The sequence below is a fragment of the Tildeniella sp. genome (genome assembly GCF_059505325.1).
The window spans coordinates 45,312-61,750 of sequence record NZ_JCACKI010000034.1; the positions used below are offsets into that span (position 1 = coordinate 45,312).

Annotated in this window: 15 protein-coding genes and 1 pseudogene; 7 read left to right on the forward strand and 9 right to left on the reverse strand. The window is 51.5% G+C overall.

The window, feature by feature from the left end:
• Positions 1-357 precede the first annotated feature (357 nt).
• Positions 358-3,984: a sensor histidine kinase gene (locus AC5JO6_RS13575; protein WP_496081599.1), complete on the forward strand. Its 3,627-nt coding sequence runs from the start codon at positions 358-360 to the stop codon at positions 3,982-3,984.
• On the opposite strand, the gene AC5JO6_RS13580 is transcribed toward AC5JO6_RS13575, so the two are convergent.
• Together AC5JO6_RS13580 and AC5JO6_RS13585 are read right to left on the reverse strand one after the other, a co-directional pair.
• Positions 3,981-4,184: a hypothetical protein gene (locus AC5JO6_RS13580; protein ID WP_496081600.1), complete on the reverse strand. Its 204-nt coding sequence runs from the start codon at positions 4,182-4,184 to the stop codon at positions 3,981-3,983. The genes AC5JO6_RS13575 and AC5JO6_RS13580 overlap by 4 nt on opposite strands.
• A gap of 595 nt (positions 4,185-4,779) precedes the next feature.
• Positions 4,780-5,088, reverse strand: a complete 309-nt coding sequence (locus tag AC5JO6_RS13585; RefSeq protein ID WP_496081601.1) for a hypothetical protein — start codon at positions 5,086-5,088, stop codon at positions 4,780-4,782.
• A gap of 351 nt (positions 5,089-5,439) precedes the next feature.
• On the opposite strand from AC5JO6_RS13585, the gene AC5JO6_RS13590 reads away from it, so the two are divergent.
• On the forward strand, positions 5,440-6,423 hold the full coding sequence (locus AC5JO6_RS13590; RefSeq protein WP_496081602.1) for a carbohydrate kinase family protein: 984 nt from the start codon (positions 5,440-5,442) through the stop codon (positions 6,421-6,423).
• 218 nt (positions 6,424-6,641) lie between these two features.
• Positions 6,642-7,121, forward strand: a complete 480-nt coding sequence (locus AC5JO6_RS13595; protein ID WP_496081603.1) for a CYTH domain-containing protein — start codon at positions 6,642-6,644, stop codon at positions 7,119-7,121.
• An 89-nt stretch (positions 7,122-7,210) separates the two neighbouring features.
• Here the strand turns inward: AC5JO6_RS13595 and AC5JO6_RS13600 are convergent, their stop codons facing one another.
• Positions 7,211-7,693, reverse strand: a complete 483-nt coding sequence (locus AC5JO6_RS13600; RefSeq protein WP_496081604.1) for a gluconokinase — start codon at positions 7,691-7,693, stop codon at positions 7,211-7,213.
• Positions 7,694-7,896: 203 nt separating this feature from the next.
• On the opposite strand from AC5JO6_RS13600, the gene cysT reads away from it, so the two are divergent.
• Genes cysT through AC5JO6_RS13615 form a run of 3 tightly spaced genes read left to right on the forward strand, consistent with a single transcriptional unit; the run spans position 7,897 to position 9,967 of the window.
• Complete coding sequence (cysT, locus tag AC5JO6_RS13605) at positions 7,897-8,748, forward strand: sulfate ABC transporter permease subunit CysT (protein WP_496081605.1); 852 nt, start codon at positions 7,897-7,899, stop codon at positions 8,746-8,748.
• Positions 8,741-9,622 (forward strand): sulfate ABC transporter permease subunit CysW, encoded by an 882-nt coding sequence (gene cysW, locus AC5JO6_RS13610; RefSeq protein ID WP_496081606.1) that lies wholly within the window; start codon positions 8,741-8,743, stop codon positions 9,620-9,622. Before cysT ends, cysW begins: the two co-directional genes overlap by 8 nt.
• Positions 9,623-9,967 carry an NIL domain-containing protein gene (locus tag AC5JO6_RS13615; RefSeq protein WP_496081607.1) on the forward strand — a complete coding sequence of 115 codons (345 nt, stop codon included), beginning with the start codon at positions 9,623-9,625 and terminating at the stop codon, positions 9,965-9,967.
• Between the two features lie 33 nt (positions 9,968-10,000).
• Here AC5JO6_RS13615 and AC5JO6_RS13620 read toward each other — a convergent pair whose 3' ends face one another.
• Positions 10,001-10,648, reverse strand: coding sequence for a response regulator transcription factor (locus tag AC5JO6_RS13620; protein WP_496081608.1), 648 nt, complete (start codon positions 10,646-10,648; stop codon positions 10,001-10,003).
• Between the two features lie 595 nt (positions 10,649-11,243).
• Positions 11,244-11,720, reverse strand: coding sequence for a (2Fe-2S) ferredoxin domain-containing protein (locus AC5JO6_RS13625; RefSeq protein WP_496081609.1), 477 nt, complete (start codon positions 11,718-11,720; stop codon positions 11,244-11,246).
• A gap of 99 nt (positions 11,721-11,819) precedes the next feature.
• Here AC5JO6_RS13625 and AC5JO6_RS13630 point away from each other — a divergent pair, with 99 nt between their 5' ends.
• The gene (locus tag AC5JO6_RS13630; protein ID WP_496081610.1) at positions 11,820-14,444 is read left to right on the forward strand and encodes an O-antigen ligase family protein; all 2,625 of its coding nucleotides are present in this window, start codon (positions 11,820-11,822) and stop codon (positions 14,442-14,444) included.
• Between the two features lie 182 nt (positions 14,445-14,626).
• On the opposite strand, the gene tsaB is transcribed toward AC5JO6_RS13630, so the two are convergent.
• The 4 genes and pseudogenes from tsaB to AC5JO6_RS13650 form a co-directional block, all read right to left on the reverse strand.
• Positions 14,627-15,265 (reverse strand): tRNA (adenosine(37)-N6)-threonylcarbamoyltransferase complex dimerization subunit type 1 TsaB, encoded by a 639-nt coding sequence (gene tsaB / locus AC5JO6_RS13635; RefSeq protein ID WP_496081611.1) that lies wholly within the window; start codon positions 15,263-15,265, stop codon positions 14,627-14,629.
• Between the two features lie 171 nt (positions 15,266-15,436).
• A complete protein-coding gene (locus tag AC5JO6_RS13640; protein ID WP_496081616.1) occupies positions 15,437-15,811 on the reverse strand; it encodes a DUF3593 domain-containing protein in 375 nt (124 codons plus the stop codon).
• Positions 15,812-15,823: 12 nt separating this feature from the next.
• A pseudogene (locus tag AC5JO6_RS13645) lies at positions 15,824-16,126 on the reverse strand (DUF2499 domain-containing protein); the annotation flags it as partial.
• An 80-nt stretch (positions 16,127-16,206) separates the two neighbouring features.
• A partial coding sequence (locus AC5JO6_RS13650; protein WP_496081612.1) for a hypothetical protein occupies positions 16,207-16,439 on the reverse strand: 233 nt, incomplete at its 5' end.

Consider the following 16,439-nt stretch of genomic DNA (forward strand, 5'->3'; position numbering starts at 1 on the left):
GGGCAGGTACAACCCGTAGTTTTACAGTAGCGACCAAGTGCTTCTCCTAGTAAATTCAAGGGTAATTCGTGTTAGTACTGAGAACAACTTGGGCATACTTTGTTCAATGAAATCGTCAGGTCAAGCAAATCGTTAGGGACTCTACGTGCGGCTATCTCAGATCGTCTGCCTTGCCCAAGGTCAGCGGTTGGTCTGATTGTGTCTGGAACGCTAGTTTGTAAACGGCTACTCGGCTTTGTAGGTGCTGGCAGGATCAAGTCTACTCATGGATTGAGCTTGGCACTGGCTGGTGCAACCTTTTACTGAAGTCTTTTCTGAAAACAAGTACTCATGGTCGTTGTACGCCCCAGCCATGCTATGAAACCTGAACATCTTGAACGCTTGCGCGAGTGCTGTAAGAGTGATGTCGCGTTTGAGCGGATGCAGCAGATCCTATTGGCAGCAGAAGCCGAGCAGCAGCAAGTAGAGCTTAAAACACTCTGTCGATCGCTTCTGGGTGATCCAGTCCACAGTGGCTCGGTTGGCGCTGACCGTAGCCACTATTTCAAATCGCTTGAAGAACTTATGATGGAGCGGACGGCTGATTTGCTCAGTACCAACAGTCGGTTGCAGCAAGAAAATATCGAGCGTAGACGCGCCGAAAAAGCACTTCAGGAAAGCGAACAACGGTTTCGATCGCTCATCGAAAACGCCACCGACATTATCGTGGTGTTGGATCGGAAGGGCACTTTTCGCTATTGCAGCCCCTCAGCCGCAAAACTGCTGGGCTATACCATTCAGGATGTGGTTGGCTACAGCACAGCCGAGTTTGTCCATCCCGACGATATTCCCATCATTGTGACGGTGCTAGAACAGGCGATCGAACAGCCCAAAGTGAGCCAACCTGCGATCGAATATCGTGTGCGAAACCGTGATGGCTCCTGGCTGTTCTTTGAGGCAGTGGCAACGTGCCTGCTGGATGTACCCGCGATCAATGGTGTCGTGATTAACTGTCATGATATTACCGAGCGCAAACGAGCCGAAGAAGCGCTCCTCATTGCTAATCGTCAGACAGTGACGCTGCTGGAAAGCATCACTGAAGCGTTCATGTCTTTAGATAAACAATGGCGACTGACCTACGTAAATCAGCAGGCAGCGCAATTGTGTCAGCGATCGCGAGAGGCACTTCTGGGACAATGCCTTTGGGATGTATTCCCCGATATCGTCGGCTCTGTCTTCGATCGGGAGTATCACAGAGCGATGGAACATCAGGTGCCCGTCACCTTCGAGGAATTCCATCCGTCCCTTAATGCGTGGTTTGATGTCCGGCTATCTCCCTGCGCTGACGGGATGTCCGTGTTCTTCTTGGATGTCACTGAGCGTAAGCAAGCGCAAGCAGAGCTGTTAGAAATGAGTACCGCTCTGGGTAACGCCGTTGAGGGCATTGCTCGTCTGGATATTAATGGTCACTACATCGCGCTTAACCGGGCTTATGCCGCAGCGCTAGGCTATCAACAAGAAGAAATGATTGGCATGTCCTGGCAGCAGACCGTTCATCCTAATGATATTGCAGTGGTTGTGACTGCGTATCAGCAGATGATGATTGAGGGCAAAGCTGAAGTTGAGAGCATGAGCGTACGCAAAGATGGCTCGACGTTCTACAGCGAGAAGGTCATGGTAGCGGCGTATGACTGGCACGATCGACTCATTGGGTTTCACTGTTTCACTAAAGACATTACAGAGCGAAAACAAGCAGAAGCCGCACTATTAGAGAGTCAGGAGCGTCTCAAGCTTACGTTGGAAACAACGCAGATGGGCATTTGGGACTACGAGCCACACCGCAATACAGTGAAATGGTCTGATAGCTGCGAACAGCTCTACGGCTTTGCACCAGGCACATTTGATGGAACGAACGAGGCGTTTCTGGAGTGTATTCATCCCGACGATCGCGCCGCCGTACTGCAGCACACGATTCAGCAAACGCAACAGGCAACGAACTACAGCAAGGAATTTCGCATTATTCAACCAGATGGTAGCATTCGCTGGATTTCAGAGCGGAGCCACACGTTCCACGACGAAATGGGGCAGCCCACACGGACGCTTGGCATTTCGATGGACACGACCGATCGCAAACGCTTTGAGGAAGCATTGAGCCAGCAAGCGGAGCGGGAGCGGTTAATGAGCGCGATCGCGCAACGGATTCGCACCTCCCTGGATTTGGAGGAAACGCTCAACACCACCGTTTCAGAAGTGCAACAGTTCTTAAAAGCCGATCGAGTTGTCCTCTTTGAGGTGGAACAAAAAAACAGTGGTCGGATTACGGCTGAGTCTGTCGATGCGAACTGGCAGTCAATGTTGGGACTGAGGGTTCAGGACAACTGGGTGCAGCATACGTTAGAGGCGCAGCAGCAGGGTGAAGTTGTGGTCTGGGCTAAGGCTCAAGAGCTTGATTCAGACAGTGCTTTGCAGCGCTTTTTGGAAGCATGGCAGGTAAAAGCTGTGTTAGCGGTGCCCATTCTGCATGGCAATACTATTTGGGGTGTGCTGGTCGCTCAGCAGTGCTCGACCGAACGGCACTGGGAAACTTACGAAATAGGGCTGCTAGAACAACTGGCAACCCAGGTTGCGATCGCCATTCAACAGTCAGAACTGTATCGTCAAGTCCAGCAGCTCAACACAGCGCTAGAAGCTCAGGTACACGATCGCACGGCGCAACTTCAACAAGCACTACGGTTTGAAGCGACCCTCAAGCGGATCACAGACTCTGTCCGCGATAGTCTTGATGAAGACCGAATCTTACATACTGCCGTTCAAGAACTGGCATCGGGTCTTGAGATCATGGGCTGTGATGCCGCACTCTACGATCTTGAGCGCCGCACGTCCACGGTTTGCTACGAGCACATCCGCTCCGATCTACCCGCTGCCAATGGCACAACCATCAAGATGGACGACCTTTCTGATGTCTACGATTGGCTTTTGCGGGAACAATGCTTCCAGTTTTGCCGCACCCACCCTAGCCGCCCACGACTGTTGGGCAGTCAGCACGCCATTTTGGCATGTCCGATGGTGGACGACCAGGGAGTCATGGGCGATTTATGGTTATTTCGTCCCTTTGGCGACACGTTTACAAGCCAGGAAATTCGACTGGTGCAGCAAGTGGCAAATCAATGCGCGATCGCCATTCGTCAAGCACGGCTCTACCAGGCTGCTCAGGCGCAAGTCGCGGCGTTAGAAGAACTCAATCAGCTCAAAGACGACTTCCTCAGCACGGTGTCTCATGAACTGCGAACACCGATGTCGAATATGAAGATGGCAATTCATATGCTGAAAACGGTCTCAGCCCCCGATCGCCAAGCGCGTTACCTCAACATTCTGCAATCGGAATGCTCACGCGAGATTGAACTTATTAACGACTTGCTTGACTTGCAGCGCTTAGAGGCATCAGCCTATCCCGTTTCGCTTGAAACCGTTGACTTACTGGCGTGTGTCACCACAATGGTTGAACCGTTTTATTCGCGTACCAGCGATCGAGAACAAAGGCTGAGCGTACAGCTACCGACGCATCTACCTGCAATCACCACGGACAGAGCAACTTTACAGAGAGTACTGGCAGAATTGCTAAATAATGCCTGCAAGTACACCTCGCCTGGCAACGCAGTAACGCTAGCAGTGAACTGTGATCACTCTGATACTGCATACTCCGACACTGCATTGGGTGATGCAGCGGCACACGTCATCTTCACGATCAGCAATCAAGCGGAAATTCCCATCACAGAGTTACCACACATTTTTGAGAAGTTTTATCGCGTTCCCAATGCCGATCCGTGGAAACAAGGAGGAACAGGACTGGGACTTGCCTTAGTCCAGCGTCTAATCATGCAGCTTGAAGGGGTTATTCTAGTTGAGAGCAGCAACGGTTGGACGCACTTTTCCATTCAACTGCCCTTACTCAAATGTTCCTTGGCAGAGACAACCTTGCCGACACTCAGCCCTCAAGCATGTTAATCAACGACCTGCAAAAGACCCATTTGCAGACGGTCAAAGAGGTTTCTGACCTGGCTTTGCTCTTCATGGCTCAGTGGCGTACCAGCAACCATTGCATGCAGAAAGTAATTTTCATCAACGCGGGTAATTCTGCCGGAGCGCACGATACGATCGATGACCTGAGCGATCGTGAACGGGGTTGAATAGTTTGGTAATGGCATTGGGGAACCTCTTCTGCTCATGAAGGTTGGCTGTAAACCTTTGCTTCATGTAATCTTCACAGATATAGTTTCCCTCAACACGCAACTGATTTGCTCCACCCGAAGGAGTCATTCGATCGGGTGAACGTGTGCCGCGATCGCGACATAGGTCGCTGAGTCAGTCTTAGATGCAACGCTAAACAAGCATCTCAAACCCCTCATCCTCTATAGCAGTCCCAAATTGGTTGTGAGCAGAACTTAAGCATTGAGCGGTCAGCGGTCAGCTATCAGCTTTTCTCCAACCGCTGACCGCTGATAGCTGACTACTTGATATCAATATTGCTTCTCACGATTTGTACCAATTCTATAAAATCACCCTACAGATTCATTTTTGCTGCTGACCGCTGACCGCTGACTGCCAGTCGAAGCCTGCCTGTGTAGCTACAGTTTAGTGAAATGGTATTACTTAGGATCGCTCCATAAACGCACATTATTAGCATTGAACCTTCAACAACCGCTTACGGAAGCAAGCCGTGGCTCTCAGCCATGAGTGCAGGGTTAGCAACGGCTTTCTGTAATTGCTTTCCTAAAGTTTGAGCCTGTCTTTTCACCAGTTTTAAGCTGTGTGCAAGCGCTGAGATTTTTTGCTCGGTTTACGTGTTGATGTTCGATAAATTTCTTCTTGGGCAAAACAGAGTGAGAGGCGCTGTGCCCCGACCACAACCCAGACATACCAGCGAAGCTGCTCGATCTCACTCAACAACTGGTCAACCAGCCAGGGTTCTGAGCAGTGGATCGTCAGTACGTTCGTTTGATCAAGGTGCAGAAAGCATTTTGCCAACGTATCGGCAAAGAAAGACCGAAGACGCTCTATTCGGTGTTTTTCGAGCAGGAGCGAATCTTCAACGGTTAATTCCAGAGACATAGCAACAACCCTCAAGCGAAGATGTCCTGATTTAACTTCATTGATAGAATTCTTCCCTACGGTAAATCCCAGGATTTTAGTGCAAGTGTGCAAAAGCAATCTAAGGAAATTTACGGGTTTGCCACAGCCTTGCAGCAACCAATTTCCGGTTAAGAGGGCTTTTCGGTAGAATAGCCTATTGTGAAGCTAGGCAAGCTCATAGTAGTAGCGTTTTGTGAAGACTAATCTTTAAAGACCCGTCAGCAGCACCAGTCGTTACATTTGTTTTGCTTTCGCTTGATTTGCAGACGAGGTTATACCGTCGTTCTAGCTGTCTGATACCCTGCTATTAGTTTGTAAAGGAATATTATTGTGAGCCAGCCACGCGTTCTTTGCCTCGGCGAGGTGTTGTATGACTTTTTGGCAGATCAGCCAGGAATGCCGCTTGAACAGGTGAAATCTTGGACACCTTATCCTGGTGGTGCACCTGCCAACGTTGCTTGTGGGCTGGCGAAGTTGGGCACGCCAACTGGATTCATTGGCTGCGTTGGTCAGGATGACCTGGGTATAGGGTTGGTAGAGCTTTTGCAGGCGATCGGCGTTGATAGCACCGGGATTCAGCGTCATCCCACAGCACCCACTCGCGCCGTCTATGTAGTGCGATCGCTCACGGGCGATCGCACGTTTGCAGGCTTTGGCAAGTACGATACAGCGGTCTTTGCCGACACGCATCTCCAGGCTGACCAGCTACCGATCGCCCAATTTGAAACGGCAGATTTCCTGATTTTGGGCACCTTGGAACTAGCCTATCCTGACAGTCGAGCCGCGATCGAGCGCGCACTACAGTTTGCCGACCAGCACTTTGTCAAAATTTTGGTTGATGTCAACTGGCGACCCGTTTTCTGGCACGATGAAGCAACTGCTCTGCCGCTCATTCATGATTTGATTCGCCACGCCGATTTTCTCAAGCTGTCCGATGAAGAAGCAGAATGGCTGTACGAAACAACCGATCCCGGCGTGATTGCTCACCGTCTCGGCAGTGTTGAAGGTGTTTTGGTGACCGCAGGCGAAAAAGGCTGTGCTTACTACTTAGGTGGAAATGAGGGTAGCATTCCCGCCTTTAACATTGAAGTAGAAGACACTACTGGCGCGGGTGATAGCTTTGTCGCAGGATTACTGCACCAACTCTGTCAGCATGATCTTCAAACGCTCGCCGATCCCGATGTGGTGAAAGGCATTGTCAACTACGCCAGCGCGATGGGTGCTTTGACTACAACCCGTCCTGGCGCGATCGCTGCCCAACCCACTGCTGCGGAAGTGGAAGCGTTTCTCTATTTGCATCAACAACCGGGGTAGCAGTGAGATGAGAGGGGTGAGGAGTGAGGAGTTGAAAGGCTGAAGGCTAAGAGCTAAAGGCAAGGGAGTTGTTGGTTTTTAGTTTTTAGTTTTTAGAAGGAGTCAGGAAAGGCTCGTGCACTAACAATCAACCAACAACCAACAACTGGTTCAACTTAAAACTCAAAACTCTCTTCACTCCCTTACCCCTCTCACCTTACCCCTCACTCCTCACCTTTATGCCAGTTGAGATCGAGCGCAAATTTCTTGTCAAGGGCGACGCATGGCGATCGCTTGCAACAGGCATTCCCTACTGTCAAGGCTACATTGCCTCGACCGCAGGGCGCACGGTGCGAGTACGGGTCGTTGGGGAGCACGGTTACTTGACCATTAAAGGCGCGACCACTGGCATCTCACGGGCAGAGTTTGAGTATCCCATCCCGTTAGACGATGCGCTGGAACTATTGCAGGCGCTGTGCGATCCACCGTTGATTCAAAAAAAACGGTACACGATCGAGTGTGAGGGCTTGCTTTGGGAGGTAGATGAATTTGAAGGCGACAACCAGGGATTGATTGTGGCAGAGGTGGAACTGACAGATGCCAGCCAGACGATCGTGCTACCGGATTGGATCGATCGTGAAGTCTCCGACGATCCCCGCTACTTTAACTCGAACTTGGCAAAGCATCCATTTAGTCAGTGGAGAAGGGACGAGGCATGAATGGCTGGAGTGGCTTCTGACTACTGACTCCGCCCTCTTCTCTTTCCTAACAACTAAAAACGAACAACCAAAAACTCCTTCTACCATTTTCAAAGATTCAACGATCGTCTAATTTCTGCCACGATCGCCTCTGGAGATTGGTCAATGTCGATCGAAAGGGCATTAATGGGTTCTTCCAAGCTATCGAACTGGCTTTGTAATAAATCTGCTTTCATGTAATGTCCCTGTCGCTGCTGCAAGCGCTGTTGAATGAGTGCAAAGGAACCTTTGAGATAGACTTGCTTGATCGGCGATGATTGACTGAGGCGTTGGCGATATTCAGCTTTGAGCGCCGAACAGGCAAGGACAATGTGAATGCCTGCCTGCTGCCAATCGGCGATCGCCTGCTGCATTGCCAACAGCCACGGCAGTCGATCGGCATCGCTTAAGGGAAGACCACGACGCATTTTTTCAATGTTGGCGGCAGGGTGAAAGCTGTCAGCATCCTGAAACTGCCAGTGTAGTGAAGCCGCTAGGAGTGTACCGATCGTCGTTTTACCAGAGCCAGAAACACCCATCACCAGAATAACCATGACTAAAGCCAACCTCGTGCTGTTGAGAGAAACCGGGTTTCTGGACGCATAGAGGCTCACAGTCTATTCTCGTGCAGAAACCGGGTTTCTACGCCAGCCCGTTTCATGTATGATAAGTACAGTATTCCTACTTGCTTATCGTAGATTTTCTACTGTAGTCTGCTACCCTTTACAAATTCTAGCGGCACGGCTGCTTTCCACTTATGGCTGCAACCTCTTCTTATCGCACCCCAACCTGGCGTAACTGGTTGGGCATCGTTGGGCGGCTTCCCTGGATTTGGATTCTGCCGACAGCCTATCTTTTCTTGATGTTGGTTTTGCCGACGATCGCCCTATTGCTCAAAGCCAGCACTGAAGGACCTGCGCGCTTTTGGAGCATCGCCACTAGCCCGATCGCCATAGATGCTTATAAAGTAACCTTCGGCACCGCGATCGTTACAGCCGTTGTAAACGGTCTTTTTGGGCTGCTCATTGCCTGGGTGCTGGTGCGCTATGAATTTCCGTTTAAGCGCATAATTGACGCTGCCGTTGACCTACCGTTTGCGCTGCCCACATCCGTCGCGGGCTTAACGCTGGCAACGGTTTACAGCGAAAACGGCTGGCTTGGCTCCCTCTTTGCGCCCTTTGGTATCAAGATTGCGTTTACCCAATGGGGGGTGGCGATCGCCATGCTCCTGATCTCGCTACCCTTCGTTGTGCGGACGGTGCAGCCTGTCTTAGCAGATTTAGAACGAGATGTTGAAGAAGCTGCCTGGTGTCTGGGAGCCAGCAAATTTCAAACCTTCTGGCGAGTTATCCTGCCTCCGATCGTCCCTGCTGCTTTGACTGGCATCGCTCTGGGCTTTTCACGAGCGGTAGGGGAGTACGGCTCGGTTGTGATCGTGTCGTCCAATACTCCTTACAAAGACTTGATTGCACCTGTATTGGTCTTTCAGCGGTTAGAGCAATACGATTACGCAGGTGCCACTGTCATTGGAGCCGTGCTGCTAGTCATTTCACTCGTGTTACTAGTGCTCATTAATCTTCTACAGGCGTGGGGTCGTCGTTATGGCTAATCTTGGATCATCATTAAAAGCGTCCTCAACTGCCTCCCAGTCTGTGGAGGTGCAACCGCGTGACTGGTCAAAAATTGGGTTGATTACGGTGGCGGTGCTGTATCTCACCCTCATTCTGTTCATTCCAGCGCTCAACGTCTTTGTGCAAGCGTTTAGCAAAGGGATCGGACCTTTTTTCGCTAACATGAGTGATCCGGCGTTCCAGAGCGCGGCATGGCTGACATTCATCATTGCGGCGATCGCAGTACCAGTGAACACAGTGTTTGGGCTGTGTGCTGCCTGGATGATTGCTCGCAAGCACTTTCCTGGTCGCGCCTTTGTGATCAGCCTGTTAGATGTGCCCTTCTCAGTGTCACCTGTGGTGGCGGGCTTGATGATTGTGTTGCTGTACGGACGCAATGGCTGGTTCGGACCGTTTCTGGAAGCACACAACATTAAAATTATTTTTGCGCTTCCAGGGATGGTGCTGGCAACTGCCTTTGTCACCTTACCCTTTGTGGCACGCGAAGTCATTCCAGTGCTTGAAGAAGCGGGTACCGATCAGGAGGAAGCGGCTCAAACCTTAGGAGCCAACAACTGGCAGATTTTTTGGCGCGTTACGCTGCCGAGTATTCGTTGGGGCTTGCTCTACGGAGTATTGCTGACCAACGCTAGAGCGATGGGCGAATTTGGTGCTATCTCCGTTGTCTCCGGTAATATTGCCAGCAAAACGCAGACACTGCCGTTGTTTGTGGAGCAGGCTTACAAGCAGTATCAGACGGAAGCTGCGTTCTCTGCCGCTGTTTTATTAGGGCTTTTGGCAGTTGTGACGCTTGTCTTGAAAGAAATTTTGGAGCGCAAAACTCGCATCACAGAAGTCAAAGAGGAGGCGTAAATGTCACATAGCAGTATCTCTGAAGGCTCACTGGCAACGCCGCAACCGAATGATGCCGTGACTCTGGGCGACAAAGATGATCCTCGTCCGACTCAAACCCGCATCAGGACTCGGATTCCAAAGAACTATCACGATGAGCCTGTGATCTCCCGCTTGACCTCTCACTACGGCTTGACCGTCAATATAACGGCTGCCTTACTGGGCGCGAATGCCAAAGACGATGGCTGGTTTGACCTAGAGCTTCGCGGCACCAGCGAACAAATTCGCAGCGCTTTGCTTTATTTCAACGAGCTTGACTTAGAAATTTGGCGCGAGGACACCGAGGATCAGAGTGATGGCTGGTAGCGCGACTTACCACTACTGAACGTGTGATGGGTCTTACGACATACTGTTTTCGATCGCCCAGCGAGCGAGTTCAGTACGGTTGTGCAGCCCTGTCTTACCCAACATATTGCTCACATGGCTTTCGATCGTGCGTTGACTCACATTCAGCTCATCCGCGATCTCGCGATTTGCCATGCCTCGTGCCACAAAATGCACAACCCGCAACTCAGTGGGTGTCAGTTCAACATCAAACGGCACCTGAATCTTTGGTCCGCTATCATTTCCCTTGCCGGGACGGTCAGCGATGCGTGCTGCTTGCTTAAGTGACGACTCAACCTGAGCGACCAGTTCTTCTGGCTCAAACGGCTTGACCATGTAAACGTCTGCTCCAGTATTGAGTCCTTTGACACGATCCTGGCTTTGCCCTTTAGCAGACAGAAACAGCACTGGAACCCAACTGGTACGAGGATTTTCTCGAACATGCTTAACTAATGAGTAGCCGTCCATTTCAGGCATCATTACGTCACAGATGATCATGTCTGGAATCTCTTGTTCCAAGACTTCTAAAGCCTCTCGCCCATTTTCTGCGGTGACTACTTCGTAGCCTCGAAATTCCAGGTAGTCCTTGACGAGCAGGATTAGGTTAGGATCATCGTCAATCAGCAGGAGTCGCTTATGATTGCCCACGCTGGTTTCCTTCATGCTGTGCTACTCACTGTTCCTGGGTCAATATCTTGAGTGACAATAAACGCTTTGAACGTTCTAGGCTCTGAATTCTTTGGACAGATTCAGACAATTTCCCTGCAATGGCTATGAATGGTCGAGCTCCTGACGAACTTGCGTAACCCACAATGGCTCTAGCCTTTGAAACATTATTGTAAGCAGCATCAGAGGAATCGCTGAAATCTCAATAAATCTAAATACTGATTAAATATTAATTGACTATCAACTTAGGAGGGTGACTTAGTGCCATATTTCACTGTGCCATTATATAGCCTCTCTAAGTAAATAGCCCCTCTAAACATATAGCCTTTCTTAGGTAAACGTCACTTTATCAAAGTAAGGGCTGCTGCGTTGTCTAGTGAGACTAAAACCGAATCACGCGAACCGAGCCGCTTTGGTTTTATTATTCTAACAACCAGTAGTTTGGCTGCGCTGCAAATGCTTGTCCAGCATAAGAAATCGACACTGATGTCGCGGTAAGTTTGGCGATCGTGCTCCATTCGTGATCGGTTTCCTAACCTGTGGGCTGATGCTATTGAAAGGAGCTGTAATCGTGTAGAGACGGTGCTGAGTGCTAGGGGTCGCCTTGCTCATCGATCGCTCCGTTAGGATCTTCTTGCAAACCGTCTAGTCGGCTAGTTTGGGGAAGTGTGTGAACTAGAAAGGCATACTCCTGCACAACCTGATTGGCAAGCAGATGCTCCTGGATGATGCGTTCAATTACGTCAGGTTTAGCACTGTGATACCACACACCATCTGGGTAAACCACCAAAATTGGACCTTGTAGACACACTCGCAGGCAGTTTGCTTTCGTCCTAAAGAGGCAGTCAGGAGTCATCTCACTGGGTCGATCGAGGCTCAATTCTTTGAGGCGGCGTTTAAGATAGTCCCAGGCTTCTAAACCAACCGCTTTAGCGCAGCATTTGGGGTTGGTCTGATCAGCGCAAAGAAAAACGTGGCGCTGTATGTGAGGCAAGCCCAATGTCTGTACGCAGGCAGCTAGCGAAGGGGCTGAAGTCTCCGAGGAAGGTAGAGGTGTTTGAGAAGTCATAGACGATCGTGACGAGAAGATTCTTGTGGCAATGGTAAAGCCAAACGTACAAGGGGCAATATTGTGATATCAAGCTGCCAATCTCACTCTAAAGCGTAGATGACCCATCCTGAATTTTCAGCCAAGCTCTCTACTGCCAGGGCTGAGCGTGCGGCTCAAGGCAACTTGCTTGGCTTGCTGACAGCCGCTTTTTATAGCGTGTTTACACTTTTGCCCAACAGTAACAGTCTGATGGTCGCTTGGCCCTGGGTGTTTGTCTGGCAGGTTGGGCTTTGCTGTCCGGTGCTGTGGCTGCTGGGGCAAAGGCGACTACACGGGTTAGGGCACGGGTTCGATTGGCTAGTCGGGCTATTGATTATAGCGCTGGTGCTTTCGGCAGGTTTGGCACCAGCACCCATGCAAGCTCATTGGTATAGCTGGGCGACGTTTTGTGTTCTGGCGGCGCTGTATGGACTGCATACCTGGTTGGATGTGCCTGAGCGACGATCGACCGTGCTAGTCGCTCAAGGCTATTTGAGCTTAGCGTTCATTGCTGTCAGTCTGGCGCTTTGGAGTCAGACAACGTTGCTGCCGGAGCTGTCTCGTCTACACGCATGGCAGCAGGATGGTGTCAAGTTGCCGTTCGACTTCTCGATCGTCGAGCTACGCAATTGGGCACCGATTGGGCACCAAAACTATGTGGCGGGTTATCTGGTACTGACTCTACCGCTACTGCTAGGCTTAGGAATCGTGCAAACGGGCTGGCGACGTTCACTTTGGCTGCTAGGTTTTGGGCTGGGGTTGCTTGATCTTTACACTACCAGTTCGCGGGGTGGGTGGTTTGGCTTGTTGGCGATGGCGATCGCTGCGTTTGGGCTTCTACTATGGCGCAGTCGGCTGTCTCGCGTTTGGCTAGGCGCGATCGGGGTAGCGGGCATGATGGCGTTGGGGTTGCTGGCGCTAACAAATGACCGTCTGCGGTTGTTGATTGCAAGCGGTCTAAGCGGTAAGGCGGGTGGCGAAGTGGCATATCGCCTGATCACAGTGACAACAGGTTGGTTGATGGGTTGCAGCCACTGGTTAACGGGGACAGGACCCGGAGGGGTGCCGCTACTGTTTCAGCGCTATCGTCCAGGTTGGGCTGGGCAGCAGGCGGAGTGGGCATACCAGCTACACAATACCCCAGCTCAACTGTGGGCAGAATTGGGGCTTTGGGCAGTAGTCATTGGTGTGGGTACGATCGGCTTGCTGGGATATGTAGCGCTCACATGGGTGCGGGGAACTGAAGCACCCGTGCAAACACCACCCCTATTGATCGGCTGCATTTTGAGTAGCTTCTTGGGCTACGGTGTCGTCAGTCTGACGGATTATCAACTCGACAACATCTGCATTAGCGGCACACTGGTCGTGTTTTTAGCGGTACTGACAGCCGAGTTTCGCGATCGCAGACGCACCGAGAGTCTCTCAGGAGCGGAGCAGCAACCGATTGAGCTATCTGCTTTACCGTCCCAACCCCTCACGCCATTACGCCTGCAACCGCTTCCCTTCCTTCCCCTGATGGGTGTTGGTATTCTCATCGCAGCAGTGATCTGGTTAATCCCCGTTCATCGTGCCTGGTTCCTTTCTAGTCAAGGGTTCTTAGCACTCAATCGGGGTGATGTAGCAACCTTTGTCCAGCGCTTGAGTCAGTCACATCAGTTGGCACCGTGGGAACCGTACTATGCCTACGAACTGGGTTGGAATCTAGGCAACCTGGGTGTGCAGACCAACGACCCAAAACAGCAGCAGAAACTGATCGAAGAGGGCGTTTACTGGCTAAGAAAGGGCATCCAGAGCGCACCCAACCAGGAGTTTGGCTATACAAGCCTGGCGTGGCTCTTGTTGAACCGCCAACCAAGGGCTGCCAGCCATATGTTTGCTCAGGCTGCCCAATTAGTACCAGCCAAGCGGGGTGCTTTCTACGGTTTGGGCTTGAGTCTTTTGGCACAGGGAGAGTCAGAGCTGGCGATCGCTGCCATGACGCTAGAAGCGCTGCGCGATCCCGTCTTGCTCACTAGCCCCATCTGGAGGTTGCCGGAGCTGAAGCCGTTGTATGAGCCAGTCACCCGTCGTGTTGAGACCGAGCTAACCACCTTGCTTGCCAGTGCTCAGGAGACCCAACCGCTGGCATCGTGGCTGCATAGCATTCGAGGCGGGCTGCGCTGGTGGAGAGGAGATATCGCAGGTGCACGGCTCGATCTAACAATCTCTGGAACAGAACTCAGTAGCCTCGTCCTCGATTTGGCTGAAGGGAAGCCTGTAGCGTCTCCCCTCACAACGCCCTGGGGCAGTGCTGGGACGGTGGCAAACCGCAGTGGTGCCCTAGCGATCGCTGCATGGCTAGACTCCACAAACCGCCAGAAGCTACTCCAGCAAGCCTGGATCATCGCCACTCATACCGATCCACCCGCTAAGCTTGTATCTGAACTGGCGGCAACGATGACCCAATCATCAACCTTTGACCAGTGGCTGAAACAAAATGCCCCCAGCCAGCCCTATCGGCGCGAACGAGCAGGCTTTGGCGTGCTCAGCCGTCATATTGACGGTTCTATTCCAACCGATTTTATGACAGTGGTGGATAACGTTCCGATCGCCCAATTCTGCAAGGATTTAATACCGTCGCTCGACTATGCACCGTCGTTGGATATTGCCTTGCAAGCAAAACGTGATGCTCTGGTGCAGCGAGTCTTAAAGCGATCGTCGTGATGCTATATGGCAATCCGATTTGAATGATGAGAATCACACTGGTATGAGCGTCAGCGGTCAGCGGTCAGCGGTCAGCGGTCAGTAAGAAGGCTGATTGCTGACTGCTAAATGATTCAGTCTTGCTCACAAATGATTTAGGACTGCTATATGTCAATGGATATACACGTGAAATCATTCTGCACTCAGATCACGACGGGGTGCTGTCCGTAAAAGGGTAGCGCTTTTGACCAGTGGGGTTTTAGCCCTTGTTGCCGATCGTGCTGTGCGAGTGCCAGAACACTAGAGACAGATGTGCCTAAGTTCCCCTCTGCTTGAATCAGATGATACGGGCTTGCCCAAGCTGCCAGGGTTTGCTGCCAGCGTTCCAAACTCATTACAGCGTCAGGAAGGAGCGTGTGCAGCCCGCTGGGGGACAACTGGTAAATGGCACCGAAAACTTCACCTCGTTGTGCTTGCATTTGCACGGCAATGGTGCGATCAATAAGCGTTGCCTGGACTGCTTGAGCATGGGCGATCGCCGCCAGCGTAGAAACGGCATACAAAGGCAGTTCCAACTGCTGCGCTAAGGTACGTGCGGTCACGACACCCAACCGTGTGCCAGTGAAGCCACCCGGTCCTTGAGCAACTGCCACAAACGCCAGATCCATCCAGGTTTGGGGCTGCAAAAAATTGGCAAGGTGGACGTGCAGATGAGTCGATAAGTCGCGTCCCAAAGACCAGACCTGCGATCGCGCACTGCCAGCAAAATTGTCGATCGCCAAGCCCAAATCGGGACTGGCAGTATGAATGGCTAAACCGTATTGGCTAGAGTCAACTGTCAATTGTCAAAACCTACGTGCTCATTACCTTATTACTTTGCTCAAGCCATCGCTCCAGTCCTACAGCCCTTTGCCGCTAACGAGATCTACTGTCTCAGTCTAAAAGCCACATCAGTCTAAAAGCCACAGATGAAGCCATTTCACTGCTAACCGCTGACGGCTGATGGCTGACGGCTAACCGCTGACCGCTGACGGCTGACCGCTACAAGCCTGTTGTCGATCGAGAATTGCCTGCCGAAAGCCCAACACCACCAGGATATTGGAGAGCGTGAGAAAAGACTCTGCGCCACCATGCAGCCAGTCTACATCGGCTAGATTTGCCCCGTATGCAGCTTTAGCATACAGCCCTGCTGGAATGGTAATCGCCACAAATACTAGCAGCGTATAAAAGCCAATCAGTGCCAGCCGGGGCGTTTGCCCAGAGCGCGTTAGAAACCAGAGGAAGCCAAGATAGGGAAAGAGAGAAACCGCGAATAATGTTTCTTTGGCAATGGGAAAAACCGCTGGCAGCAGAAGGATGGGTAAGGGCAGAATCGTGTTCAAAGACAACGATTTACTGGTCGATCGCTGGGCGATCGCCGATCGCCAGAGCCACCAAGCTGCGACCATTTGCGTACAGTTTCCCACCACGGTCATAGAGGCTTGCAGCGTCACCAGCCACTCTAGCGAAGCAGCATTATCGAAAAAGTGCCAGGTACAGGCGCACATGGCACTCACGAGAGCAGGCAGCATGGCGATCGACAAGCCCCACCAGGCACGATTCTGGCTCACTTCGCCATACGTCCAGATGAGCCAGAGGGCAGCAATCCACTCAATAACGCTAGAAATATGAATAATCCAGGTAGGAATAGAAAGAGCGTGCATGAGGTCATTAGCAAGGGTTTGGGGGAGCAGTCAGGCAAATAGCTATCAGCGATCAGCCGTCAGCTATCAGCTATCAGCCGTCAGCAACTAATTCTATGCTCAGCAGCCTGCATCTTAAAGAATGCCAGATTAATGCAAAAGCCAGCGGTGATGAGCTTCTCAATGCTGACGACGAACGACTGACCTCTACTGTATCGCTGACCGCTATAGCCTGCTGCCTTGTCGTCTGCTAACTGCTGATCGCTGATCAACTTTAAGTGCTGACCGCTGACCGCTGACCGCTGACCGCTGACCGCTGACCGCTGACCGCTGA